Origin of the sequence: Streptomyces sp. NBC_00122 (genome assembly GCF_045160845.1) — a bacterium.
In the GTDB taxonomy this organism is placed as follows: Bacteria; Actinomycetota; Actinomycetes; order Streptomycetales; family Streptomycetaceae; genus Streptomyces.
This window is the reverse complement of record NZ_CP108191.1, coordinates 5,907,844-5,931,854: the sequence shown is the minus strand read 5'-3', so window position 1 is coordinate 5,931,854 and position 24,011 is coordinate 5,907,844. Positions and strand designations below refer to the sequence as shown.

Annotated in this window: 15 protein-coding genes and 2 pseudogenes; 10 read left to right on the top strand and 7 right to left on the bottom strand. The window is 69.8% G+C overall.

The window, feature by feature from the left end:
* The first annotated feature begins 47 nt into the window (after window positions 1-47).
* The 4 genes from OG737_RS27235 to OG737_RS27220 are packed head-to-tail and all read left to right on the top strand — an operon-like array spanning window position 48 to window position 1,683.
* Window positions 48-287, top strand: coding sequence for a hypothetical protein (locus tag OG737_RS27235; protein WP_405677434.1), 240 nt, complete (start codon window positions 48-50; stop codon window positions 285-287).
* Window positions 254-526 carry a hypothetical protein gene (locus tag OG737_RS27230; protein ID WP_405677436.1) on the top strand — a complete coding sequence of 91 codons (273 nt, stop codon included), beginning with the start codon at window positions 254-256 and terminating at the stop codon, window positions 524-526. Before OG737_RS27235 ends, OG737_RS27230 begins: the two co-directional genes overlap by 34 nt.
* Window positions 526-750: a hypothetical protein gene (locus OG737_RS27225; RefSeq protein WP_405677439.1), complete on the top strand. Its 225-nt coding sequence runs from the start codon at window positions 526-528 to the stop codon at window positions 748-750. Before OG737_RS27230 ends, OG737_RS27225 begins: the two co-directional genes overlap by 1 nt.
* Before the next feature lie 9 nt (window positions 751-759).
* Entirely contained in the window at window positions 760-1,683 is a 924-nt protein-coding gene (locus tag OG737_RS27220) for an SDR family oxidoreductase (RefSeq protein WP_328928851.1), read from the top strand.
* Here the strand turns inward: OG737_RS27220 and OG737_RS27215 are convergent.
* Window positions 1,680-1,901: a helix-turn-helix transcriptional regulator gene (locus OG737_RS27215; protein ID WP_328928850.1), complete on the bottom strand. Its 222-nt coding sequence runs from the start codon at window positions 1,899-1,901 to the stop codon at window positions 1,680-1,682. The genes OG737_RS27220 and OG737_RS27215 overlap by 4 nt on opposite strands.
* Complete coding sequence (locus OG737_RS27210) at window positions 1,901-2,392, bottom strand: DUF2975 domain-containing protein (RefSeq protein ID WP_328928849.1); 492 nt, start codon at window positions 2,390-2,392, stop codon at window positions 1,901-1,903. Before OG737_RS27210 ends, OG737_RS27215 begins: the two co-directional genes overlap by 1 nt.
* Window positions 2,393-2,603: 211 nt before the next feature.
* On the opposite strand from OG737_RS27210, the pseudogene OG737_RS27205 reads away from it, so the two are divergent.
* Window positions 2,604-2,803 (top strand): annotated as a pseudogene (locus OG737_RS27205) (alpha/beta hydrolase); the annotation flags it as partial.
* Here the strand turns inward: OG737_RS27205 and OG737_RS27200 are convergent.
* Together OG737_RS27200 and OG737_RS27195 are read right to left on the bottom strand one after the other, a co-directional pair.
* Window positions 2,756-3,313, bottom strand: coding sequence for a GNAT family N-acetyltransferase (locus OG737_RS27200; RefSeq protein ID WP_405677442.1), 558 nt, complete (start codon window positions 3,311-3,313; stop codon window positions 2,756-2,758). The pseudogene OG737_RS27205 and the gene OG737_RS27200 overlap by 48 nt on opposite strands.
* 205 nt (window positions 3,314-3,518) lie before the next feature.
* The gene (locus tag OG737_RS27195; RefSeq protein WP_405677444.1) at window positions 3,519-4,289 is read right to left on the bottom strand and encodes a TetR/AcrR family transcriptional regulator; all 771 of its coding nucleotides are present in this window, start codon (window positions 4,287-4,289) and stop codon (window positions 3,519-3,521) included.
* A 96-nt stretch (window positions 4,290-4,385) separates the two neighbouring features.
* On the opposite strand from OG737_RS27195, the gene OG737_RS27190 reads away from it, so the two are divergent.
* Window positions 4,386-6,647, top strand: a complete 2,262-nt coding sequence (locus tag OG737_RS27190) for an excinuclease ABC subunit UvrA (protein ID WP_328928846.1) — start codon at window positions 4,386-4,388, stop codon at window positions 6,645-6,647.
* Window positions 6,648-6,693: 46 nt separating this feature from the next.
* Here OG737_RS27190 and OG737_RS27185 read toward each other — a convergent pair whose 3' ends face one another.
* Window positions 6,694-7,737, bottom strand: a complete 1,044-nt coding sequence (locus OG737_RS27185) for an enoyl-CoA hydratase/isomerase family protein (protein WP_328928845.1) — start codon at window positions 7,735-7,737, stop codon at window positions 6,694-6,696.
* Window positions 7,738-7,763: 26 nt separating this feature from the next.
* Between OG737_RS27185 and OG737_RS27180 the strand changes: the two genes are divergently transcribed.
* Window positions 7,764-8,333: a dihydrofolate reductase family protein gene (locus OG737_RS27180; RefSeq protein WP_328928844.1), complete on the top strand. Its 570-nt coding sequence runs from the start codon at window positions 7,764-7,766 to the stop codon at window positions 8,331-8,333.
* Here OG737_RS27180 and OG737_RS27175 read toward each other — a convergent pair.
* Window positions 8,318-9,082: a helix-turn-helix transcriptional regulator gene (locus OG737_RS27175; protein WP_328928843.1), complete on the bottom strand. Its 765-nt coding sequence runs from the start codon at window positions 9,080-9,082 to the stop codon at window positions 8,318-8,320. The two genes, OG737_RS27180 and OG737_RS27175, sit on opposite strands and share 16 nt — an antisense overlap.
* A gap of 54 nt (window positions 9,083-9,136) precedes the next feature.
* Here OG737_RS27175 and OG737_RS27170 point away from each other — a divergent pair, with 54 nt between their 5' ends.
* Together OG737_RS27170 and OG737_RS27165 are read left to right on the top strand one after the other, a co-directional pair.
* Window positions 9,137-10,363 (top strand): MFS transporter, encoded by a 1,227-nt coding sequence (locus tag OG737_RS27170; protein WP_405922098.1) that lies wholly within the window; start codon window positions 9,137-9,139, stop codon window positions 10,361-10,363.
* Window positions 10,364-10,792: 429 nt separating this feature from the next.
* Window positions 10,793-11,532: pseudogene (locus OG737_RS27165) on the top strand (site-specific integrase); the annotation flags it as partial.
* Between the two features lie 502 nt (window positions 11,533-12,034).
* Here the strand turns inward: OG737_RS27165 and OG737_RS27160 are convergent.
* On the bottom strand, window positions 12,035-18,940 hold the full coding sequence (locus OG737_RS27160; protein ID WP_405922097.1) for a polymorphic toxin-type HINT domain-containing protein: 6,906 nt from the start codon (window positions 18,938-18,940) through the stop codon (window positions 12,035-12,037).
* Between the two features lie 620 nt (window positions 18,941-19,560).
* Between OG737_RS27160 and OG737_RS27155 the strand changes: the two genes are divergently transcribed.
* Window positions 19,561-23,937, top strand: coding sequence for a LamG-like jellyroll fold domain-containing protein (locus tag OG737_RS27155; protein ID WP_405922096.1), 4,377 nt, complete (start codon window positions 19,561-19,563; stop codon window positions 23,935-23,937).
* Window positions 23,938-24,011 lie beyond the last annotated feature (74 nt).

The window sequence follows — 24,011 nt, the reverse complement described above, 5'->3', positions numbered from 1 at the left end:
CGTGGGGCCCCCTGCGGGCCGTCCCCGGCACGGTGTTCGCGCTCGGCATGGTCAGCCTGCTCACGGACGTCTCGGCGGAGATGGTCACCGCCGTCCTGCCGCTGTACCTGGTGGCCGGGCTCGGGATGTCCCCGTTCGCGTTCGGCGCCCTGGACGGGCTCAACCAGGGCGCCACCGCGCTGCTCCGCCTCGCGGGCGGCCGGGTCGCGGACCGCACCCGCCGCCGCTGGCCGCGTTCGGGGTGCTGTGGGCCGTGGTCGACGGGTACGCGGCCGTGTTCACCGTGAGCTGCTGCGTCGCGGTGCTGGGGGTGGTCGTGCTGGTCCTGTTCGTACGGGAGGCCCCCGCGCCGGCCGTCCGTACCCCGCTGCCGGGAGTGCGCACGCTCGTACGGGTCCCCGGGCTGCGGCGGCTCTGCGCGACCGCGGCCGTCCTCGGCCTGCCCCGGTCCCGGCCGGTCCACCGCTCGTCGTCGGCGTCCTCGTACTCCTCGGCCTGTTCTACGCCGCCACCGACGGGGTGCTGATGGCAGCGGCCGGGCCGCTGCTCCCGGCCGAACTGCGCACCACCGGGCTCGCGGTGCTCCAGACGGCGCAGGCGCTGGCCCGGTTCGCGGGTTCCCTGTTCTTCGGGGCGGCCTGGACGCTGTGGGGGCCGGGTCCGGCCCTCGGCGCGGCGGCCGGCGGGCTGTTGCTGTCCCTGGCGGCGGTCGCCGTGTCCGGCGGGCCGGGGAAGGGGGATGCGCCGTAGGGTCGGGCCATGGCGGACACACAGCGCACGCTCGAAGGCAAGGTCGCCCTCGTGGCCGGGGCGACGCGGGGCGCGGGCCGGGGCATCGCGGTCCAGTTGGGCGCGCGGGGCGCGACCGTGTACGTGTCGGGGCGCAGCACCCGGGGGAAGCGGTCCGAGTACGACCGGCCCGAGACGATCGAGGAGACCGCCGAGCTGGTGACGGCCGCGGGCGGGCGGGGGATCGCGGTGGTGGCCGACCACCTGGTGCCGTCCGAGGTCGAGGCCCTGGTCGCGCGGATCGACGGCGAGCAGGGCCGCCTCGACGTCCTGGTCAACGACATCTGGGGCGGGGAGCTGCTCTTCGAGTGGGACAGCACGGTGTGGGAGCACGATCTGGACAAGGGGCTGCGGCTGATGCGGCTGGCGGTCGAGACCCATGCCGTCACCAGCCACTTCGCGCTGCCGTTGCTGCTGCGCGAGCCGGGCGGGCTGGTGGTGGAGATGACGGACGGCACCGCCGAGTACAACGCGAGCCGCTACCGGGTGTCGTTCTTCTACGACATCGCCAAGTCCTCGGTCCTGCGCATGGCGTTCGCGCTCGGTCACGAGCTGGGCCCGCGCGGGGGGACGGCGGTTGCGCTGACGCCGGGCTGGCTGCGCTCGGAGATGATGCTCGACACCTTCGGTGTGACGGAGGAGAACTGGCGGGACGCGCTGGCGACGGTCCCGCACTTCTGCATCTCAGAGACCCCGTCGTACGTGGGCCGCGCGGTCGCGGCGCTCGCCGCGGACCCGGACGTGGCGCGCTGGAACGGGCAGTCCCTCTCCAGCGGGCAGCTCGCCCGGGTCTACGGCTTCACGGATCTCGACGGCAGCCGCCCGGACGCCTGGCGCTACATGGTCGAGGTCCAGGACCCCGACCGCCCGGCGGACGCGACCGGCTACCGCTAGTCGCCCGCGGCGTCCTCGGCCTCCCAGCGCAGCAGGTCGCCCGGCTGGCACTGGAGCACCTCGCAGAGCGCGGCGAGCGTCGCGAAGCGCACCGCCTTGGCGCGGCCGTTCTTGAGTACCGCCAGGTTGGCGGGCGTGATCCCCACGCGGTCCGCGAGGTCACCCACGGACATCTTCCGTTTGGCCAGCATCACATCGATGTCGACGGCGATCGGCATCAGATCACCTCGTCCAGCTCGGCCTGCATCTGCGCCGCTTCGGCGTCGCGCGCGACGGCCTGGGCGAGCAGCATCCGCAGCACGAGCACGATGAGCGCGACCCCCAGGATGGCCACGCCGACCCCGCCCATGATGACGGTGACGCCCGGGTCCTCCCGCTGGCCCGGAGCATTGATGACCGTGACCGCGAACCACAGGAGGGCAGCCGCCACGATCGCACCGATCACGCCGTCCACGTACCGGAAGGCGGCGTGGGAGAACACGGTTCCGCGTCGCACCATCGCCACCAGCCGCCACACGCAGACCAGGGCGACCTGGGCCGACACCATGCCCAGGATCGTGATCACGCGCAGCGGGGTCAGCGGGAGCGACCCGTCCTCCGGGTCGCTCCCGCTGACCAACACCCACACCATCAATACCTGTACGAACACGGTGCCGACGAGCACCACCGCGAGCACGGCGCGCAGCGCACGCACTGTCAGCTTTCCCATGACCCAGCCTCCCATCGAGTTGCGATGGGAATCTATCGAATTTCGATAGGTGCAGCAAGGGCCGGGGCGGAGGACGGGTGGCACTCCCCCACCGCGGCGGGACGCCGCCACCCCTCCCCCGGCATGGCGTTCGCGCGAACCCTGCACTACTGGAGCGCATATCGAAAGTATTTCCGGAGTGGTCGTCGAGCCGCTCCACTACGGTGCGGCCATGGCGAACTTTGCGCTGATTGCAGGTGCGCGACTCGGATCGTGGGCGTGGGACGATGTGGTGCCGCATCTGCGTGCGGCCGGCCATGGCATCCACCCGCTGACGCTATCGGTGTCCCAAGCGGTCAGGCCGCCGGGCAGATCGGCGACCGGCTAGCGCACATGGTCTTCCTTGACTCCAGCGTTCCGGCCGATGGTCAGGTTTCTTTCCCAGAACACTTCGTCGCGCCATGCGCCGTCGGCGTAGAAGTGGTCATGGGCGATGCCCCAGGAACTGAATCCGTGCTTGCGGAGGATCGCCTGGGACGCGAGGTTCTCCAGTTGGGTGTGCGCCTCCAGTCGATGCAGCTTCAGCTCGTCTTCGGCGATCCGCAGCGCGAGGCCGACGGCTCGGCCCGTGTGCCCGAGTCCCTGGTAGAGAGAAGAGACCCAGTAGCCGAGGAATCCCTTCTGGAACGGGCCGCGCAGGATCGAGCTGATGCCGACCTGCCCGATGACGGTCCCGTCGCAGACCACGACGCCGGGCCACGCGAGCCCCTGGCGATGGGAGGCCAGAAGGGACTCGATGACCGAGGCTTGCCCGTCGGGCGTGTAGAACTCCGCGGGCCTCGCGGGCAGCCAGCGCGCATACGCCTCCTTGTCCCGGGAGAGCAGCTCGGCGAGTGCGGGGCCGTCGGAGGGCTCGATCAAGCGAATCGACGTGGAGTTCACGGGTGCTGTGCTGTCCTGTCGGCTGCGGTGGTCGGTCGTGCGGGAGTCTTACGGGGCGATGGCCGGCTGGGGCATGGACAAGAGGTCTGCGGTGACCCCGCCGAGCTCGACGACGCGCTTCGGCACACCGTACGCCGCCGTCGGCCCGGCCGCTCGGGGGAGGTCCGCCGGCGAACGCTGAAGTCCCCTGGCCATTGGACAGACCTCAGGGCCCCTGCCCGGCCTCCCGGTTTCCGATCAGGCGGGCCAGGCCGTCCAGGACGCAGCGGAGGCCGAAGGCCCAGACCGCATCCGGGTTGTAGGCGCCGGCCGCGCTGCCGACCCGGCTCGCGAGCGGGTAGCGCTCGGGGTCCAAGGCCCGCTCCAGCAGCGGTGCGCTGACGGCCCACCACTCCTCGTCGCTCTGGCGGCCGCTGTGCTCGGCGGCGTCGGCCGCGGCCAGCGCGTTGGCGTGGACGAAGCCGAGGAGGTGGGTCAGGGCGGCGTCCATCTCGGTGTCGGTGAGCCCGATGCCGTCGAAGGCCGCCAGCTCGCGCTCGTACTTGGCGATCACGCCGGGGCCCAGCGGCGGGCGGGTGACGGAGAGGCCGGCGATCCAAGGGTGGCGACCGAGCAGGTCGCGGTTGTCGTCGGCGACGCGGGTGACCTTCACCGGCCACGTCTCGCCGGGGCCCGCCTCCCGGCGGTCCATGTACCGGTACGCCTCGTCCAGCATGAGGTCGAGCAGCTCGGCCTTGCCGGGGACGTAGGTGTAGAGGGTCATCGGCGTCACCCCGAGCCGCTGCGCCAGCGCCCGCATGGTCAGTGCGGCCAGCCCCTCCGCGTCGGCGAGGGCGATCGCGGCGCGGACCACTGCGTCCACGCTGAGCCCCTGCCGCGGGCCGCGCCGACCGGGCCGCGGCTCCTGCCCGGGCTCGCGCCACAGCAGCTCCAGCGTGCGGACGGGATCGCCCGCACCGCTCTGGTCCTTCGTCATTTCCGGCCCCTCCGAGCATGCGGCCAATAATGTTCTACTACGTATAGAGTACAGTGTAGAAAGTAAGCTCGAGACACCGCCACCGCGAGGAGTTCCGTGCAGATCGCCGCCGACAGTCATCAGGTCATCCAGGTCCGCGGGGCCAGGGAGAACAACCTCGCGGACATTTCCCTCGACATACCCAAGCGCCGGCTCACCGTTTTCACCGGGGTATCGGGTTCAGGGAAGTCCTCCCTCGTCTTCGGCACCATCGCCGCCGAGTCGCAGCGCATGATCAACGAGACGTACACCGCCTTCATCCAGTCCTTCATGCCCAGCCTGGGCCGGCCGGACGTGGACGGGCTGCACAACCTGAGCGCGGCCATCGTCGTGGACCAGGAGCGGATGGGCGCGAACTCCCGCTCCACCGTGGGCACCGCCACCGACGCCTACACCATGCTGCGGATCGTCTTCTCCCGGCTCGGCGTACCCCACATCGGCACGTCCACCGCCTTCAGCTTCAACACCCCGGACGGAATGTGCCCGCGCTGCGAGGGCATCGGCCAGGTCTCCGACATCGCCGTGGACCAGCTCGTGGACCGCGAACTCTCGATCAACGAGGGCGCGATCACCGTGCCGGGCTTCGCCGTGGACTCCTGGTACTGGCAGATCATGGCCAATTCCGGCTTCTACTCCGCCGATACGAAGCTCAAGGACTTCTCCGAGCGGGAGTGGGCCGACTTCCTGCACAAGACCCCGGTGAAGGTGAAGGCGGGGTCCAACAACTTCACCTACGAGGGCCTGATCACCAAGATCCAGCGGACGTACCTGTCCAAGGACCGCGAGTCCATGCAGTCCCACATCCGGGCCTTCGTGGACCGCGCCGTGGTGTTCACCGACTGCCCGGACTGCGGCGGCGCCCGGCTCTCCGCGGCCGCCCTCTCCTCCCGTATCGACGGGGTGAACATCGCCGAGTGCTCGGCGATGCAGATCAGCGACCTCGCCGCCTTCATCCGCCGGATCGACGACCCGGGCGTGGCGCCGCTGCTCGGGAACCTCCGTGACCTGCTCGACTCCCTCGTCGAGATCGGGCTCGGCTACCTCAGCCTGGACCGCCCGTCCGCCACCCTCTCCGGCGGTGAGGCCCAGCGGGTGAAGATGGTGCGCCACCTGGGATCCTCGCTCACGGACATCACGTACGTCTTCGACGAGCCGACGACCGGACTGCACCCGCACGACATCCAGCGCATGAACGACCTGCTGCTGCGGCTGCGCGACAAGGGCAACACCGTCCTCGTCGTCGAGCACAAGCCCGAGGTCATCGCCATCGCCGACCACGTCGTGGACCTGGGTCCGGGCGCGGGCACGGCGGGCGGGCAGCTCTGCTACAGCGGGGACGTGGCCGGGCTGCGCACCTCCGGCACCCTGACCGGCCGGCACCTCGGACACCGGGCGCGGCTGCGGGAGCAGGTGCGCGCGCCGCGCGGCCACCTGTCGGTCAAGGGCGCCGACCTGCACAACCTGAAGGACGTCAGCGTGGACGTGCCGCTGGGGGTGCTGGCGGTGGTGACCGGGGTCGCGGGCTCCGGGAAGAGTTCGCTGATCCACGGGTACCTGGCCGGGCGGGACGGGGTGGTGGTGGCCGACCAGTCGCCGATCCGCGGTTCGCGCCGCTCCAACCCGGCGACGTACACGGGCCTGCTGAACCCGATCCGGACCGCCTTCGCCAAGGCCAACGGGGTCAAGGCGGCACTGTTCAGCGCCAATTCGGAGGGCGCCTGCCCGAAGTGCAACGGCCTCGGACTGGTCTACACGGACCTGGCGATGATGGCCGGGGTGGCCTCGGTCTGCGAGGAGTGCGAGGGCCGGCGGTTCACGCCGGAGGTGCTCACGTACCGGCTGCGCGACAGGAACATCAGTGAGGTGCTCGACATGCCGGTGGCGGAGGCGTACGAGTTCTTCACCACCGGGCAGGCGCGCGCGATCCTGGGCCGGCTCGCCGACGTGGGGCTGGGATATCTGCGGCTCGGCCAGCCGCTCAACACGCTGTCGGGCGGCGAGCGCCAGCGGCTCAAGCTCGCCATCAACATGGCGGAGAAGTCCTCCACCTACATCCTCGACGAGCCGACGACCGGGCTGCACATGGCCGACGTGGACAAGCTCCTCGCCCTGCTGGACCGCCTCGTCGACGGCGGGAACTCGGTGATCGTCATCGAGCACCACCAGGCGGTGATGGCGCACGCGGACTGGCTGATCGACATCGGCCCGGGCGGCGGCCACGCGGGCGGCCAGGTCGTCTTCGAGGGCACCCCGGCCGCCCTGGTGGCCGGGTCGGACACGCTGACCGCCCGGCACCTGCGGGAGTACGTGGGCTCGTAGGCCGCGTTCGGCCCGGGGCGCCCGGCGCGGCCCGGCCAGCCCCGGCTCAGCCGAAGGTGAGCTCGCCCGCGCCGAGCGGGGCGAAGAACCGCTGCACGTCCGCGTCGGCCACGTCCGCCAGGGCGGGCGGCGACCAGCGCGGCCGGCGGTCCTTGTCGACGACCTGGGCCCGGATTCCCTCCACCAGATCGTGGGAGGGCAGGGCGTTGCAGGAAACCCTGAACTCCTGGGCCAGGACCCGCTCCAGTGAGTCGAGGGCCGCCGCCCGGCGCACGGCGGCGAGCGTGACCTTCAGCGCGGTCGGGGACTTGGCCAGGATCGTCTCGGCGGCCTCCTTGGCGGCCGGCTCGCCCTGGCCGAGCAGCCGGTCCACGATCTCCTCGACGGTGTCCGCGGCGTAGCAGTGGTCGATCCAGGCCCGCCGGTCGGCGAGGTCACCGGCCGGCGGCGCGGCGGCGTACCGGGGCAGCACCTCGTCGACGGGGGCCGCGGCGAGACCGGCGGTCAGCTCGGTGAGCCGCGCGGCGGGGACGAAGTGGTCGGCGAGCCCGCACAGCAGCGCGTCGGCCGCGCCCACGGCCGCGCCGGTGAGGGCGAGATGGGTGCCGAGCCGGCCCGGGGCGCGGCCGAGCAGCCAGGTCCCGCCGACGTCGGGGACGAAGCCGATGCCGGTCTCGGGCATGGCGACGCGGGAGCGCTCGGTGACGACGCGGACGCGGCCGTGGGCGGAGACGCCGACGCCGCCGCCCATCACGATGCCGTCCATCAGGGCGATGTACGGCTTCGGGTAACGGGCGATGCGGGCGTTGAGGCGGTACTCGTCGCGCCAGAAGTCCGCGGAGGCGGTGTTCCCGGCCTTGGCGTCGTCGTGGATGGCCCGGATGTCGCCGCCCGCGCACAGGCCGCGCTCACCGGCCCCGCGGATCAGCACCTGGTGGACGGCTGGGTCCTCGGCCCAGCTGGTGAGGGCCTCGTCTATCCGCAGCACCATGGGGTGGGTGAGGGCGTTGAGGGCCTTGGGGCGGTTGAGGGTGACCACCCCGGTCCGGCCCTCGATGTCGAACAGCACGGTGTCGTCTTCGGTCTTCACACCGGTCAGTATGTAGCGTCACCCCCATGCGGAAGATCGTCCTCATGTTGTCGGTCTCCCTCGACGGATACATCGAGGGACCCGAGCGGCAGATCGACTGGCACGTCGTCGACGACGAGCTGCACCAGTACTTGAACGACGAGATCCGCACGATGGGCGGACTCCTGAGCGGCCGCGTCACGCACGAGCTGATGGCCGATTTCTGGCCGACCGCCGACGCCGACCCCGCGATCACCGGGCCGATGGCCGAGTTCGCCGGCATCTGGCGGTCCATGCCGAAGTACGTGTACTCGCGCACCCTGCCGGAGGGCAGGACCGACTGGAACACCACGGTCGTCCGGGACGTCGTACCGGCGGAGGTCGCCGCGCTCAAGGCGGCCCCGGGCGGTGACCTGGCACTGGGCGGACCCGATCTCGCCGCCTCGTTCCTGCGCCACGACCTCGTGGACGCGTACCACATCTGTGTGCACCCGGTGCGGATCGGGCGCGGCAAACCGCTCTTCCCGCCCGTCGGCTACGGCCCGGTGCCGCTGCGCCTCGACGCCACGCGCACCTTCGGCAACGGCGTCGTACTCCTGCGCTACGGACGCCCGTAGGCCCCGGGCGTCTGCCCGAAGGCCTTGCGGAAGACGTCGATGAACGCGCTCGCGGACGACCAGCCGCAGCGGTGCGCGACCGCCGTCACCGGGGTGCCGACCGCCAGCAGCCGCAGTGCCTGGTGCAGTCGCAGCTGGGTGCGCCACTGCGGGAAGGTCATGCCCAGCTCGGCCCGGAACAGCCGGCTCAGCGTCCGCTCCCCCGCCCCCGCCCCCGCATGTGCGGCGAGCGCGGCCAGCCCGCGCGGGTCGGCCGGATCGACGTGCAGGAGCGCGCACACCGCCGCGAGCCGCGGATCGGCCGGGGCGGGCAGGTGCAGCGGCTGGAGCGGCGAGGCCCGCAGCTGGTCGAGGAGCACCCCGAGCAGCCGGCGCCGCTCGGGGCCGGTGTCCTCGGGCGCGCGCGTGTAGGCCAGGATCAGCTCGCGCAGTAGCGGGCCGACGGCGATCACGGCCGGCCCGTCCAGGGACAGCGGGTTGAGCCGGGTCGGCAGGCCGACCGAGTGCAGGTCGGTACGGCCGAAGGCGCGGTGTTCGTGCACCGTCCCGGCCGGGATCCACAGGGCCCGGGTCGCGGGGGCCACCCAGGTGCCGGCGTCGGTGGTGATGGAGAGGACACCGGAGCCCGCGTAGGCGATCTGATGGTCGTCGTGGCGGTGGGGATCGATCCCGACGTCGGTGTCGAGCTCGCGGATGCTGGTCGCGGCCCGCGGCGTGTGGCGGATGCCCTGCTGGCGGTTTTTCTGCATCACCAGGCAATTTATCGGAAGCGCGACGCCCCCGGCGAGGGCGATCCTCGATCCGTGAAGCCAGTGATCAGAACGACTCCGGTCCGGCGCCGTACCGCCGCCCTCGCGGCGGGCCACTCGTGCGTGGACGTCTACCAGGGCGCCGTCGCCGCGCTCGTCCCCTTCCTCGTGGCGGAGCGCTCGTACGGATACGCCGCCGCGTCCGGCATCGTGCTCGCCGCCTCGCTGCTCTCCTCCGTGGTCCAGCCGCTCTTCGGGATGCTGGCCGACCGCCGCCCGGCGCCCTGGCTGATACCGCTCGCCACCGGCGCTGCCGGGCTCGGCATCGCGCTGGTCGGGCTGGACGCCGGCTACCCGGCCACGGTGGCTGCCGTGGCCCTGTCGGGTCTGGGCGTCGCCGCCTACCACCCGGCGGCCGCCCGGCTCGTTCGCGCCACGGTGGGCGGGCCCGGGCACACGGCGATGAGCTGGTTCGCGCTCGGCGGCAACATCGGCTTCGCCTGCGCGCCGCTGCTGGTCGTCGGCGCCCTGGCGGTGCCCGGGCCGGCCGGCTGGTGGCTGCTGGCGCTCCCGGCCGCGCTCGGCGTCCTCCTGGGCCGGCCGCCCGCCCGGACCGGCGCGGCCGCCGCCTCCCCCGCCGCCCGGACGGCGGGGGCCCCCGCGGCCGCCCCCGAGGAGGACCGGCCCGCTTTCCTTCGCCTCTCCCTCGTCGTGATCGTCCGTTCCGTCGTCTTCATCGGCCTGAGCACCTTCATCGCCCTGTACGTGCGCGAGCGCGGCGGCGGTGAAACCGCCGGCGCCGTCGCGCTGTTCGCCCTGTTCGCGGGCAGTGCCGGCGGCACGCTGCTCGGCGGCCGGCTGGCCGGGCGCTGGGGCCGGGTGACCACCGTCCACCGCGCGTACGCCGCCGCCGTGCCCGCCGTCGCCGGGATCCTCTTCCTGCCGCTGCCGCTGGTGTACCCGTGCGCGGCGCTGGCCGCCGCCGCGCTCTACGTGCCCTTCTCGCTCCAGGTCACCCTGGGCCAGGACTACCTCCCCACGCGCATGGGCACGGCCGGCGGGGTCACCCTCGGCCTGACCGTCAGCGTGGGCGGCCTGGCCGGCCCGCTCATCGGCGCCGCCGCCGACGCCGCCTCGCTGCGCGTGGCCCTGCTGCCGCTGGCCGTCCTGCCGGTGCTCGCGTGGGCGCTGGCCCGGCGACTGCCGGAACCGGTACCCGCAGCCGCGCCCGGACAGGGACCCGTACCGGAGCCGGAGCCGGAGCCGGAGCCGGCCGCCTGAGGGTCGCCACGGTGGGTGGACCCATGGCCCGCACCGCGTGGCGCCCGCCCGTACGGACAGCTCGCGGAGCAACTCCTATCCCCCGCCGAGCTGTTCGCCGGCAACACCGGCGGAATCATTGCCGGGCTGCTCCGACGCCCACTGAACGACCGCCCAGACGGCGGAACTCGCCGCAGGGATCAAGGAGTTCACGTCCGCGTACGGGCCTCCCACCACCCTCGCGCTCTGCCCGGACCGCCGCACCCCGGCCGACGGATGCGCTCGCTGGCCGAAGGACGGTTCAGCTCGCTGAGAGTCCCGGAGACCGGGCTTGGTTCAGGGGAGGGTGGCACCGAGTGCGATGAAGCCGAGCCGGGTGGCGGCGAGCTTGGTGCCCCTGGGACCGAGCCTCTCCTGGCCGGAGATCCGGGCCCGGCCGGCCAGCCCGTACACGTGCTGCGTGAGCATGGCGCGGAAGGCCCGGGCGTCGCCCGCAACGTCCGCACCGGTACGCCGCGCCCCCGCCGATTCGAACCGCTCACGGCGGATGAAGCTCGCCAGTTCCTCGCTGTCGTCCGCAACGACCGCCTGTTCACGCTTTACGAACTCGCCCTCCACACCGGCCTCCGCAATGGCGAACTCCTCTGTCTCCAGTGGGAAGACTTCGACCTCAGTGCGGGCACTGCCAGCATCCGCCGTACCCTCCAGCCACCCAGACCGGTGGCCTTACAGCCCTGCCGGCCAAGACCCGCGCATCCGAACGACGCATCGCGCTCCCCAGAACATGCATCCACTCGTTGAAGGAACACCGTGAAAGCCAGGAAAGGGAACGCGAGGCGGCAGCCGGGAGCTGGAAGGACAACGGCCTCGTCTTCAGCACGCCGGCAGGAGGACCGATTGATCCTGCGAACCTCAATCGCAGCTTCCGCGCTCTCCTCGATCGGGCAGGGCTCCGCCGGATCCGCTTCCATGACCTGCGCCACTCGACGGCCACCCTGCTCCTGGAGCAAGGAGTCGACCTCGTCGTGATCAAAGAACTCCTCGGCCACGCCCACATCGGCGTCACCGCCGGTGTCTATGCCCACGTGAGGCTCCGCCTCCAACACCAAGCCATCAACGCACTGGGCGACGCCCTCGGCCCGACCGGCGACGGTCCCGAGGGCCCACCCGCCACAGCGGCCGTCCGCTGACGTTGCCGTCAGCGTTGCCGTCAGCGGGACCGGAGCCTGTCAGGCACGTTCAGCATCCTTCGGCCATTCAAAGGACTGGGGTGGCGCCACCAAAGCAGCAAGAACGCTCCCGACGCTTTCATCAGTAAGAGCGATCAAGCTCCACCCGCCTCCCCGAACGGTGAATAGGCCAACCGGAGGGCCATCCTCGTCGAGAACCGCAAAGAAATCCTGCCATCCAAATCTATTCTTCTTGAACTCATCCAGTGTGGAATACCGGTCTCGATATGTTCCTCGAAGTGTGGACCTCGGACCAACTCCAACGCGGATCAATCCGGATGCCCCATCAAGGATCTCCGACACAACGGAAGATGGCAGCAAATTCAACGACTGACATTTGGCCCTTTGAAGCAACTCCGCAATCTTCAAAGTGGACACTTCTTGCACACTTGCCAAGATGACTCCATCGAGAACACTGGTGGGCGGTGCTTGCTTGCAGGCACCGCCCACCAGATCTTATTTATCAGAACCCGAGATCTTCTAGTCGTGCGCCGGGCCATGCCGCCCTAGCTCGACCTCTCATGACCCCTTGAATGATTACCTCAGCCTCGCCACGAAGGTCATCCTCAACCCATGACTGATCGTTTACATGAACGTGGGTGCGCCCGCCGGGAATAGTGCCTCTCATTACAATTCCGCTACCGCCACCTCTGGTAGCTGCTCGAATAGCAGCCGCGGGGTTAGTGGTCCAGCTGGTGTAGTCACTATCAGTCATACCGAGATGATGCATCTCAGGTGTCGAATCTCCACCGCGCGGCCTTGCAATTCCTTCCACGGCATCATCAAAGGCGGGGTTGGGGCCGCCAGTCTCGCCACTCACTTCCGAAACTCCGCGATAGACAGTGGTGCCGCCACCGCAATTGTGAACCAGGACCGGAGTGGCGCCCGCCAGCACATAGTACGTGTGGAAGTCATCGACGGTGAGGTTGTGCGTGGTGACGGCGTAGGGGTAATTGCGGGTGGCCTGGACGGTGAGGGTGGTGCCGTTGGGCTGGCGGAGTTGGTCGCCCGGGGTGAGTTCGCCGGCGTCGGTCCACTGGCGGCGGGACTCGCTCCAGTAAGGGTGGTGGTAGGTGGACGTGATGGTGGCCGGCGGGCCGCGGGGGTTTGCGTCGTCGGTCAGGGTGAGGTCGGTGAAGTCCTTGTCGTCGGGGGTCGTGATGGTGGCCGTGACCTTCTTGGCTGTGCTCTGGCCGGTCTGCGGATCGGTCGCCACGACGGTGTCGCCGTCGCGGACGTCCTCGATGGACTTCGTTGTGCCGTCGCCCATCACTACACGGACGCCAGCCGGGAAGCTGTTGCATTCAGTGGCAGCTGAGGGTGTGTCGGAGCCGCTGCCGTGGGACTCGGCATCGACTTCCCCCTTGTCGGCTTTGGATCTTGTGTCAGCGCCGTCGCTGGCTGATTCCTTGGAGGCTTTCGCGTCGCCTGATTTGGCTGCCTTGGATGCTGCCGCCGCTGCTTCGTCCTCCGCCTTTTTGGCCTTGGTGAAGGCTTCCATGGCCTTGGAGGCTCTGCGTTCGGCGGCGTTGACAGCGTCGTAGGTCTTGTTGAGTTCCTTGTAAATCTTGAAGGCCTTGATGCCGATCTTGATGGCCTTGAAGAGCTTGCCCCAGGGGACCGCGTTGAGGGCGGTGTTGATGCAGGCCATGACGTCGCCCTTGGTGAAGCAGTCGCGAGCGTCGTTGTAGCCGATCAGGTCACCGATCAGGTCGACGACGGCGTGCTTCAGCTCGTCGCGCCGCTTCTTGTGCCGGTTGACCTCATCATTGGCGTTGTTAAGTTCAGCCCCGGCGCTGGCCGACCCACTGCCGGCAGTGCTGTGAACGCTGCCGATGGGGTCGTCGTCGCCACCCGTGTAGCTGTTCGGGTTGCAGCCCTTTTCGCCTGCGCAGTCATACCGGAGTCCGCTGGGGTCCGACTTGTTGAACGGGTCGTTGTTGGAATAGCCGTACGCGTTCCACTGCTGGGGGTCGCCCGCGTCGATGAGCGGGTCGGGGCTGATGAAGCGGCCCGTGGTCGGGTCGTACTCGCGGGCTCCGAGGAGAGTGAAGCCGGTGGCTTTCTCCTTGGTGCCGCCGACGAAGCCCTTGTCGCCGGCCCAGGAACCGGGGGCGGGCTGGGTGCCGCGCTCGTTGCCGAAGGGGTCGGCGGGGCGGCGGACCTGGGCGAGGTCGGTGGCGTTGAACTGGACGCCGTTGGTGCCGTGGTGGTCCGAGGACTGGTAGGCGAGGTTGGAGGTGCCCCCGGTCGTGGTGCGGGTGATGGACAGGCCGCCCGGAGCGCCGTACGTGCGGACGTTGGAGACCTTGCCGGTGGCGGTGTCCAGGCTGATCTGGTCGGTGCCGAGGTTCAGCGTGGTCTTGCCGGGGTCGCGGCGGATGAGCTGGTTGCCGCCGGTGTCGTAGAGGTAGCTGGTGCCGGCGCTCTCGCCAGTACCGGTGATCTTGTCGAGCTTGCCCTGGTCGTTCCAGGTCAGGGTCTTGGTGCCCGGGGTGCTGGTGATGGAGGCGGTGTTACCGGTGGCGTCGTAGGTGTACAAGGTCACCTTGGTGCCGGTGGCACTGGTCTCGGTGGACTTCATCAGGGCGTGCGGTCCGCCCGTTCCGCTGCCCGCGTTCGGACCGGTGCCGAAGGTCTGGGTGACCGTCGTGTCCTTGGCCGCGCTTCCGGTGACGTCCTTCTTGACCAGCTTGGTGCGGTTGCCGATCTTGTCGTACTCGTACTGCTGCCAGTACGGGGCCGGGCCGCCCACGCTCGGCTTGCCCGTGCCGTCGACCGCAGGACCGGTGCTGTTGGCACAGCCTCCGATACCACGGACGCTCGGCTGCGGCGCCGTCGTGGTGGTGCCGGTGTCGGTCCAGGCCTGGGTCAGGCGGCCGAGGTAGTCGGTGGTGAAGCACTGCAGGTCGCGGGCGGCACCGTCCTGCGTGTTGCTGATGGACGTCAGCTGGCCGACGCGGTTGTAGGTGTAGTCGACGACGTCGACGCTGGCCCTCGTCGCGGTCTGCTTGTCCAGGGTGGAGCGGACGGGCCGGCCGGTGGCCAGGTCGTAGTCGACCGTGGAGACGATCTGCTTGCCGGTGTCGCCGATGGTGGTGCGGATGGCACGGCCGTACGGGTCGTAGCGCATGTCCACGACGTACGGCGTGATCTGCGTGCCGATGGTGCTGTCGAGGGAGGTGAAGCTGCCGGCGATGTTGCTGCCGTAGGTGAGCGTCTCCGCAGCGAGTCCGGCAGCCGTGATGGCCGGCAGAGCGGTCGTCTTCAGCTGGCCGTACTTGTCGTAGGTGTTCTTCGTCTCGTAGACGCCGGCGAGCTGCTTCTCGTTCTCGACCGGGGGAATGGTGACCTTGGTGCCCAGCGGGCGGTAGCCGCTGTCGTATGCGGTGACCTCGGTGGTGTACGCGTTCCCCGAGGCGCCACCGGTGAAGCGGGTGCTGGTGGCCGGCTTGCCGAGTGCCTTCGTGTCGTAGGTGAAAGCGCCGACCTGCTTGGCCGGGTCGACGGCCGTGCCCTCGTAGGTGGCGGTGGTGCGGCCGAGGGTGTCGCTGACAGTGGTGGCGCTCTTGTTGCGGGCGTCGGTGACGGTGACGAGGTTCTTGCTGTCGTCGTAGACCGTGGTGGCGATGCCCGCGTCCGGGTCGGTGGTCTTCACCGTGCGGCCCAGGAGGTCGTAGGCGAAGGTCCACTCGTTGTTGGCGGAGTCCTTGCGGCGCAGCTCCTGGCCCTGGGTGTTGGTCTCGTACGTGGTCTCGTCGTAGGCGCCGGTGGGGGTGTTGGTCTTGTACTGGCGCAGGACGGAGGTGGTGCCGTTGGTGATGGTGGCCGTGGCGTAGCCGCCGGCCGGCGGGATGGTGCGGACCTCGTCGGCTCCCGGGTATTCGGTCTTGGAGCGCCACTGTTCGATGCCGAAGGACTGGAAGACGGAGGCGGTGGTGCGGCCGAGGCCGTCGAAGACGGAGACGGTCTGGGCGGGGATCTGGCTGTCGGGGCTGACGCCGCCGTTGGGGAGGAACAGGGCGCCACCGGGCGCCGCCTGGTCGTTGTAGTACGGCGCGCTGGTCTTGACCTGCCACCCGTGCGAGTCGAAGAGCGCGTCGGTGATCATCCGGCCGTAGGCGCCGGAGGGGGTGTGGGCCTGGGTCTGGCGGATGCGGCCGAGGCCGTCGTAGATGGTGTAGCTGGAGATGTACGAGTCGTCGTTCATGAGCGTCTGGCTCAGAACGGTGGTCGGGGCGTTACGCGCCTCGCTCATGCTGTACGAGAACTTGCGGACCGGCGGGTCGACGGTCCGGTCCTGGCCGGGCTGCCAGATGGCGGTGACGCGGCCGAGGGCGTCGTAGGCGCGTTCGGCGACGTGCCCGTTCTCGTCGGTGGTCTTCATCGGCATCGCGCGGCCGGTGTCGAGCGTGGTGGTGGTCTTCCAGCCGAGCGGGTTGGTGTGGGTGACCTCGTACGGCAGGGCGTTGGGCAGGGCCCGGTACTCGGTCTTGGTGACCGCGCCGTCCGGGTGGGCGGCGTCCTTGCGGACCTTGTTGGTGGTGGTGCTGATGCGGCCGTAGACGTCGTAGGTGGAGGTGATGTTGAGGCGGTAGACGGGGTTGCCCGCGGCGTCGTACTTCTCCAGGACCTCGGTGCCGGTCTGGTCGGCGGTCGTGCCGGCCTGGCCGAGGGGCTTGCCGTCGAAGTAGGCGCGGGTGTCGCCGACCGTGTTCGCCGCGTTCGGGGTCTGGGCGCAGCCGCCGGTGCCCTTGAGGACGAGGGTGCGGGAGGCGAGCTGGGTGAGTGCGCCGCCGGGGCCGTCGGCGTAGGTGAAGGAGGTGCACAGACGCTGGTCGGGGCGGGACAGGTCGCTCTTGTCGTCGACCTGGAGCGGCCGGGAGAAGGCGGTGTCGTCGTAGGTGGACGTGCGCTCGCTGGTACGCCACGTACCGTCGGCGAGCTTGGCGCGGCTGGTGACCGTGCCGGTGTTCATCACGCGGGCGGTGATGGGCGGCATGCCGCCGGACTGTGCGCGGGTCGCGGTCTCCTTGGGCTTGACCAGGGGGGTGGAGACCTCGTCGGCGATGACGGTGCCGCCGTCGCGGTCGTAGGTCTGGGTCTGGCGGACGAAGCCCGAGAGGACTTCGTCGTCCTTGATGGTGCCGCCGTGGGCGTCGGGGACGTTCACGCTGCGCTTGCTGCCGTTGGCGAGGACGTCTCCGTCCATGCCGCGCAGGAAGGTCGCGACAGACTTGGTGCGCGGTGCTTCGGCGCTGTTGCCGCTGCCGGTGCGGGTGGTGACGGTGGCGTAGCCCCGGAACTGGTCCCAGGTACGGGTTTTGGGGTCGGTGAACTCGGAGTCGTTGCGGTGCCAGGCGACGCCGCCGCCGTACTCGTAGTCGGTGACCTGGCTGACCTGGCCGCCGACCTTGTCCTGCTGGGTGACGGACTGGACGACGACCTTGTGGAACCAGTCGTCGACCGGGTCCTCGAAGGACTGCCCCGGCAGGTACCACTTGACGGGCATGCAGGCCATCGTGTTGCTGTCCGCGGCCGCCGGCATCGTGCCTGCGACGCGGGAGCACTCCGGGCCCTTGTAGACCACGTTGATCAGGCCACCGGTCTCGGTGGTGATCTCTTCGATACGCGGCCGGTAGAACCGGGAGGCGGTGGCCTCACTGCCGTTGGAGCGCTTGACGACGCCGTCGACGCGGTTGGGGATCTGCTTCGGCTTGAAGGAGACCGCCGGTACCTTCAGCGCGGCCCGGGCGTTGGTGGCGGTGCGCTGGATGGAGTCGAGCCAGAGGGTCGGCGCGGTGCCGTCGACCGAGGCCTCGAAGTGCTGCGTGAGGGCGTAGGAGTCGATGTTGCGGTAGCCGCCGGTGCCGAGAACCTCGGTGTCGATCTTCGTGAGGCGCTTGGTGGAGAAGTACGTCGGCGACAGGTTCAGGCACTGGCCGGCCTGCGCGCACTCCTGGTCCACGGGAGTGTCACCCCAGGCCTTGGCGTTGGTCTTACGCTGTGCCGGGTCGCATGCGGCGCCCGTCTCGAAGCAGCGGTCGCCGGTGCGCAGCCAGATCTGGGCCGCGGTGTTGGCCTTGCCCTTGGCGGCGACCTGGTCGGGCAGGCGCTGGCCGTAGCCGATCCAGGTCGGGTACGAGGCGCGCTGGTAGAGGGTCGGGACGCCGGTGCCGTTGTTCTGGCCGCCGCCACGCCCGTAGTAGTTGTCCTCCTGCTCGTAGCGGTAGGAGATCAGGTTCTGGTGCGGGTCCACGACGTAGTCGAGGTTCCACTGCCGGCCCAGCTGCTGCCAGGTGCCGTTGGCCGGGGTGTCCGCGCCCAGGCACTTGTCCTGGCCGCTGTTGAAGTACACGGGGACGGTGGACACGGACTTGGCTTCCGTGTCGGTGCCGTCACCGCCGGGCAGGCGGTTGGAGCCGAAGTAGTACTGGGTGCCGTCGGTCGTGGTGACCTTGAAGCCCTCGCCCTTCCAGGCAGCGTTCCGCTGATCGGTCAAGCGCTCGATCTTCGTACCGTCATCCCCCTGGAGGCGGTACACGCAGGTGGCGTCGTCACGGACGATCTGCCCGGCGTGACCGGCGAGGGACAGGGACAGGATGTCGCCGGCCCAGCACTCGTCACCCGAGTCCTTGATGCCGGCGTCCTTGCAGCCCTTGTACGAGCGGGAGATCGAGCCAGGGTGCCAGTCCCAGCCCTCGCCGATCAGACCGGACTGCGCGTTCGTCGACGCCGTCCGTCCGTCGATCGAGGACGAGTCGTACCCGAGCACGACGCTCGGCGCCGCCCCGGCAATGGCCGAAGGAACCTCGGCCGTGTAGCCGTAGGTGAAGTTCGCCGCGTTCGCCCCAGCCTGCCAGGAAGCAGACGGCATCAGCGGCGTCGCGGAGTAGTCACCGAGGTTGCTGGAAGGGCCGGGCTCCACGCCCAGAGCGATGCCGTCCGCGGCAAGCACCTGCGGGGCGGCTGCGGGAGCGGACTTCGCGTCAGGCTGCGCCACCAGGACCGAAGCTGAAGCCGCCGCCCTTTTGGATACGTCGACCTCCGCTACCAGGCGCCCGGAGGCATCCCGGTGCGAGGCCACCGGCGTGCGGCTCGTGCAGCCCGCAGCACCGGGCGTGGTGAGGGCACACGTGGGCAGCTGGACCAGCCGGGCACGGGCCGCCCAGTTGGCGCTGCCGTTCTTCGCCCACGCCGAAACGTCGAGACCGACTTCGACCTTGCCGGAGGCTGCAGTCCCCGCAGCTCCGGTGAGAGCGACGAGCGCGCCGTTCACTCCGGCGGCTTGGGTCTTGGCCTTGTCCTTCACCTCGACCTTGAGGCTGCCCGTCCCGACCCCTACCACCGACGACTTTGCGCCATTCACGGGTGCGATCCAGACAGGCAGCGACCCGGCTTGAATCGCGCCTGCTCCCGTGGCGGTTCGCTCGGCGCTCCCACCACCCAAGGCGACTGTCGCCGCCCCGGAAAGGATCTTCCCGTTCGATTCAGGAGTCCACTTTCGGCCAGACGATGTCTGGCCGTTCGAGGGCTTCGCGTCCGAGCCCTTGACGGCCTTGGCGCCCGGCAGCGGGGTATTGGGTGGCGCCCACACCTTGGGGGGTTTGTCGGCTGCTGCGACCAGGGGTGTCCCCAGGCCGGAGAAGAGCACCGCAAGCACCGAGACGATCGCGACACGCGAACGAACGGTGCGCGAGCGCACGAAAAGACCACCTCGACGAGACAACCGGATCCCCCCACGGGACACCTACAGCGCGAACACCAGGCCGGTAGGGCCCAGTTCAAGCGCACCCTACGTAGCGTTCGTTCGATTCTTCAGCGGAGTCTCACATTCCCCTCCCGTGACTCACGTCACTCGCGGCACGGGTCGGGTGATCGCCACTCAAAACGGGCGCGGACGCCGAGCAGAGTGTTGACAGGTTGCAAATGTGAAGGAATTGTGCGGCTGACTTCTGTCCGTCTCACAGCTCAGGGGGGCCCACAAACGTGAGACTGCCATTCCTTCCCTCGCGGACGCCGAAACCAGTCCGCAGACTGCGGGCTTCGGGCGTCGCGATGCTCCCGGTCGCCGGAGCTGCCGCACTCTCACTCGGGGCCGGCCTGATCGCCGCGCCGCCCGCAACTGCCGACGACGCCCGTAGTCATGGGCCGGCCACCAGTACATGGCCCGCCCCGACGCCCCGGCCTCCCTCCGCGGAGTCTGCTGCGATCGACACCGCCAAAGCCCAGGCCAAGAGCAGCGGCAAACCGGTCGTCATCAACCACCTGACGACGGGGAGTTCGCAGACCTTCGCCACACCGGCAGGCACGCTCACCACGGACACCACGCCCGTGCCCACGCGGGTCAAGACCGCCAGCGGTACCTGGCAGGCGGTCGATGCCACGCTCCGGGCCAACGCCGATGGCACCGTGACGCCGGCAGCCGTTCCCTCCAGGCTCAGCCTCTCCGGTGGCGGCACCGGTCCGATGGCAACCATGACCACCGCAGACGGCAAGAAGCTGGCGCTCAAGGCTCCGTTCCCGCTGCCCAAGCCCGTACTCAACGGCGACAGCACCCTGTACTCGTCCGTCCTGCCCGGCGTGGACCTCGAGCTCAGCGCCAACACGCTCGGCGGCTGGCGCCAGGTGCTGATCGTCCGCACCGCCGAAGCCGCCGCCAACCCGGCCGTCAAGAAGCTCCAGCTTTCCGTGGAGGCCGACGGGCTCACGGTCAGCGCGGACGGCGCCGGCAATCTCAAAGCCGCCGACGGCCAGGGCAAGACCCGCTTCTCCGCCCCCACCCCGCTCATGTGGGATTCGGCCGGCGCCGCAGCTGCTGCCCCCTCCACTCCGACGAAGTCGGCGGGTGCCCTCGCCGAGCAGTCCGCTCCTGCCGAGGACGCTTCGACACCGTCGAGCACCGACGGCCCCGGCACCGGCGCGGCAGTGCAGAAGATCGGCACGAGCGTCGACGCCCAGGGCATCAAGCTCGTCCCGGACGCCGCCCTGCTCGGGCAGGGCACCGGCCCCTGGTACATCGACCCGGGCTGGAACCCCACCCTCGACAATGCCAACCAGGCCTGGGCCCAGGTCCAGGAAGCACCGGAGTACGCCGACGTCAATGAGTTCAACGGCACCCAGTACGGGCAGGACAGGCCCGCCGCCGGCTACTGCGGCTACAACATAGGCAACCCGCCCTGCACCGGCATCGGACGCACCCGCGCCTACTTCCAGATCGGCATGGACTCCCGGCTCCACAACAGCGAGGTCATCAACGCGACGTTCTACGCGACCGTCGTCTCCTCCTCCAGCCCGAGCACGGTCACCCCGATGGGCCTCTACTCCACCGGCTACATCAGCAACCCCACCAGCTGGAACCAGCAGCCTTGCGACAAGAACTCGCACATGGGCGGCTGCAGCAAGATCGGCACCACCGACATGTCCGGGTCGGGCGACATCCAGTTCGATGTCAAAAACCTGGTGAAGAGCGCCGTCGGGGGCCAGTGGCCCACCATCACCCTCGGTCTCGCCCCCGATGACGAGTACAACAAGCAGTACCGGCAGCGGTTCGCGAACACCCCGCACATCGTCGTCGAGTACGACATCACCCCCACGGTCTGGTGGCCCCGCACCAGCCCAACCCCCGGATTCGCCGACACCGCCTCCTACGCCGACTGCCGCACCCCTGGCACCGCCAACCCCTGGGACAACCCCGGCTGGGTCGGCGCCAACAACAACATCGCCCTGACCACCTCGACCTACTCGGCCACCGGGCAGCAGCTCTACACGGGCTTCCAGTACTGGGACGACGACAACGGCGGCGCTACCCAGTACGCCGACGCCAGCTGGAACAGCAGCTACGGCGCCGTCAGCGTCGACATCGGCTCCCTGACCGACGGCCACCAGTACGGCTGGGTGGCCCGCGCCGCCGACGGCACTCTCACCAGCAACCCCACCGAGATGTGCTTCTTCCGCGTCGACCGCACCCCGCCGACCGCCACCGTCACCTCCACCGACTTCCCCGCCTCCGGCACCATCGGCGCCCACCCCAAGCGGGTCGGGGAACCGGGTACCTTCACTCTCAGCGGCACCGACCCCGGTCCGGTCAGCGGCGGCCGCAGCTCCGGTCTCGCCTGCGCCCGCTGGACCACCGACCCCGTCAAGGCCGCCGCCACTGGCTGGAAGTGCACTGACACCGGGCCCGGCATGACCAAGCTGACGGGCGGCAAGGCCACCATCACCATCCAGCCGCCGCGCTGGGGCACCAACTACGTCTACCTGCAGACCCAGGACAACGCGGGCAACATGTCCCAGCCCTTCGTCTACAGCTACTACGCCCCCTCCAACCCCGACGCCGGCAAGCCCGTCTTCGGCGACATCACCGGAGACAACAAGCCCGACATCCTGCTGCCCGACACGGCCGGGGACCTCCGCAAGATCGGCGGCGGCGAGGACCCTTACGGCGCACCCCGCGCCAAGATGGTCGCGGCAGTCGGCAACACCGGGAACTGGAACGGAATCCAGATCAGTCATGGGGGCAGCCTCGCCCGCAAAACCGTCGACGACCTCTTCGCCCACCAGTCCGGCAGTGCAAATCTCTACGTCTACCCCAATGACGGCAATGGTGGCTGGTTTGACGGGCAGGCATCCGTCCCGGTCACCAAGCCCACCAACTGCCTCAAGTCCGACAAGACAACCATCACCTGCGCCACCTACGGCTACGGCGCCGACTGGGCCAAGGTGACTCAGATCGCGGCGTTCGGCTCCGTCGCGGGCGAGAGCGGCACCCCCCTCCCCCAGACATCCCTGCTGTTCGTCGAGAACGGGCGTCTCTGGCTCGCCACAGCCGGCACCAACAACCAGCTCGCATCCCAGGCGATCCTGCTCTCCGGGAACGACACCAAGTGGGACGGCTACGAGCTGATCGCACCCGGCCGCGCCCAGGGCACGGCCTTCCCCACCCTGTGGGCCCGCTCCAAGGCCGACGGCGGCACCCTGCACGCCTTCACCGTCAAGGGCGCCACCGACCTCACGGGGTTCAACGACCCGGCTGCAGGACTGATCACGGGCAAGATCGATCCGAAGACCTATCCCCGCGTCGGCTCCAACGGTGACATCAGCGGTGACAAAATCCCGGACGTGTGGGCCGTCGACACCAACCAACAGCTCGTCTCGTTCTACGGCACAGGTACCGCGCCCGGCACCGACGTCCCCCACCCCACCACCACCGGCGTCGACACCTCACCCGTCGCCCTGGCCGACCTGAACCGGCCCACCGCCCAGTGGACCCTCACCAGCCAGACCGGCAACAAGACCCGCGACGAGGTCGGAGTCGACCCCGCCACGGCGCCCGCCGGTACCAATCCGGCCACCACCGCAGGAATCACCTTCACCCAGCAGGCCATCGGCGGCCGCGACACCACTCACGCGGCCTTCAAGGGCACTGCTTCCACCGTCACCAGCACCACCAAGGCCGTCGACACCCGCAACAGCTTCACCATCAGCACCTGGGCCAAGACCGACACGACCAACGGCGGCATCATCGCCAGCCAGGACGGCACCAGGAGCAGCGCCTTCCTCCTGTACGCCGACCCCAACGGCCAGGCCTGGCGCTTCGCGATCGCCCGCGGCGACACCGACGGCCTCATGTACGACTGGACCGACCTCGCCGTCAACAGTGCCGCTCGCTTCACGCCCGGCGAGTGGACCCGCGTCTCCGCCGTCTACGACGCCAACACCGGCCTGATGCGCCTCTACGTCAACGGCACCCTCGCCAGCACCGGCCACCACACCGCGTCCACCAGCCAAGCCCCCGCCGGCCCGCTCGTCATGGGCCGGTACAAGAAGGACGGCCAGCCCCACTACCTGACCGAGAGCGGTTTCGTCGGCGGCGTCAGCAACCTCGCCGTCTACCCGTACGCCGCCTCCATCACCGCCCCCAACGCATCCAGCCCCATCCACCTGGCCGGCGCCGCAGCCAACTGCGTCGACAACGACTACGACCGCGACACCGACGGCAACAAGATCCAGATCTCCGGCTGCAACGGCACCACCGCCCAGCAGTTCCAGATCCGCAACGACGGCACCATCCAGACCCACGGCAAGTGCCTCAACGCGGCCGCGGCCGGCACCGCCAACACCACACTCATCGAGCTCCACGCATGTGACCCGAGCGCCAAGAGCCAGCAGTTCCTCCCCCGAGCCAACGGCACCATCTACAACCCCGCCTCCGGCCGCTGCATAGACCTCGGCAACTACGACACCACCCCCGGCCACCAGCTCTGGCTCTTCGACTGCAACGCCTCACCGGCTCAGACCTGGACCATTCCGGCACTCGGCACGGCTCCCCTGCCACTGCCGGTGCCGCCCCTTCCCACACCGTAACCCCCTACCAACGGAGCACGGGCCCGTCACCCCACACAGGGCGGCGGGCCCGGCCTTCCAGCACCCACAAACCC

Excerpts from the sequence above, each read along its gene's own strand:
- OG737_RS27225 (WP_405677439.1), top strand. The coding sequence starts at position 526 with ATGGCAGCGGCCGGGCCGCTGCTCCCGGCCGAACTGCGCACCACCGGG.
- OG737_RS27235 (WP_405677434.1), top strand. The coding sequence starts at position 48 with ATGGTCAGCCTGCTCACGGACGTCTCGGCGGAGATGGTCACCGCCGTC.
- OG737_RS27180 (WP_328928844.1), top strand. The coding sequence starts at position 7,764 with ATGCGGAAGATCGTCCTCATGTTGTCGGTCTCCCTCGACGGATACATC.
- OG737_RS27220 (WP_328928851.1), top strand. The coding sequence starts at position 760 with ATGGCGGACACACAGCGCACGCTCGAAGGCAAGGTCGCCCTCGTGGCC.
- OG737_RS27210 (WP_328928849.1), bottom strand. The coding sequence starts at position 2,392 with ATGGGAAAGCTGACAGTGCGTGCGCTGCGCGCCGTGCTCGCGGTGGTG.
- OG737_RS27175 (WP_328928843.1), bottom strand. The coding sequence starts at position 9,082 with ATGCAGAAAAACCGCCAGCAGGGCATCCGCCACACGCCGCGGGCCGCG.
- OG737_RS27215 (WP_328928850.1), bottom strand. The coding sequence starts at position 1,901 with ATGCCGATCGCCGTCGACATCGATGTGATGCTGGCCAAACGGAAGATG.
- OG737_RS27195 (WP_405677444.1), bottom strand. The coding sequence starts at position 4,289 with ATGACGAAGGACCAGAGCGGTGCGGGCGATCCCGTCCGCACGCTGGAG.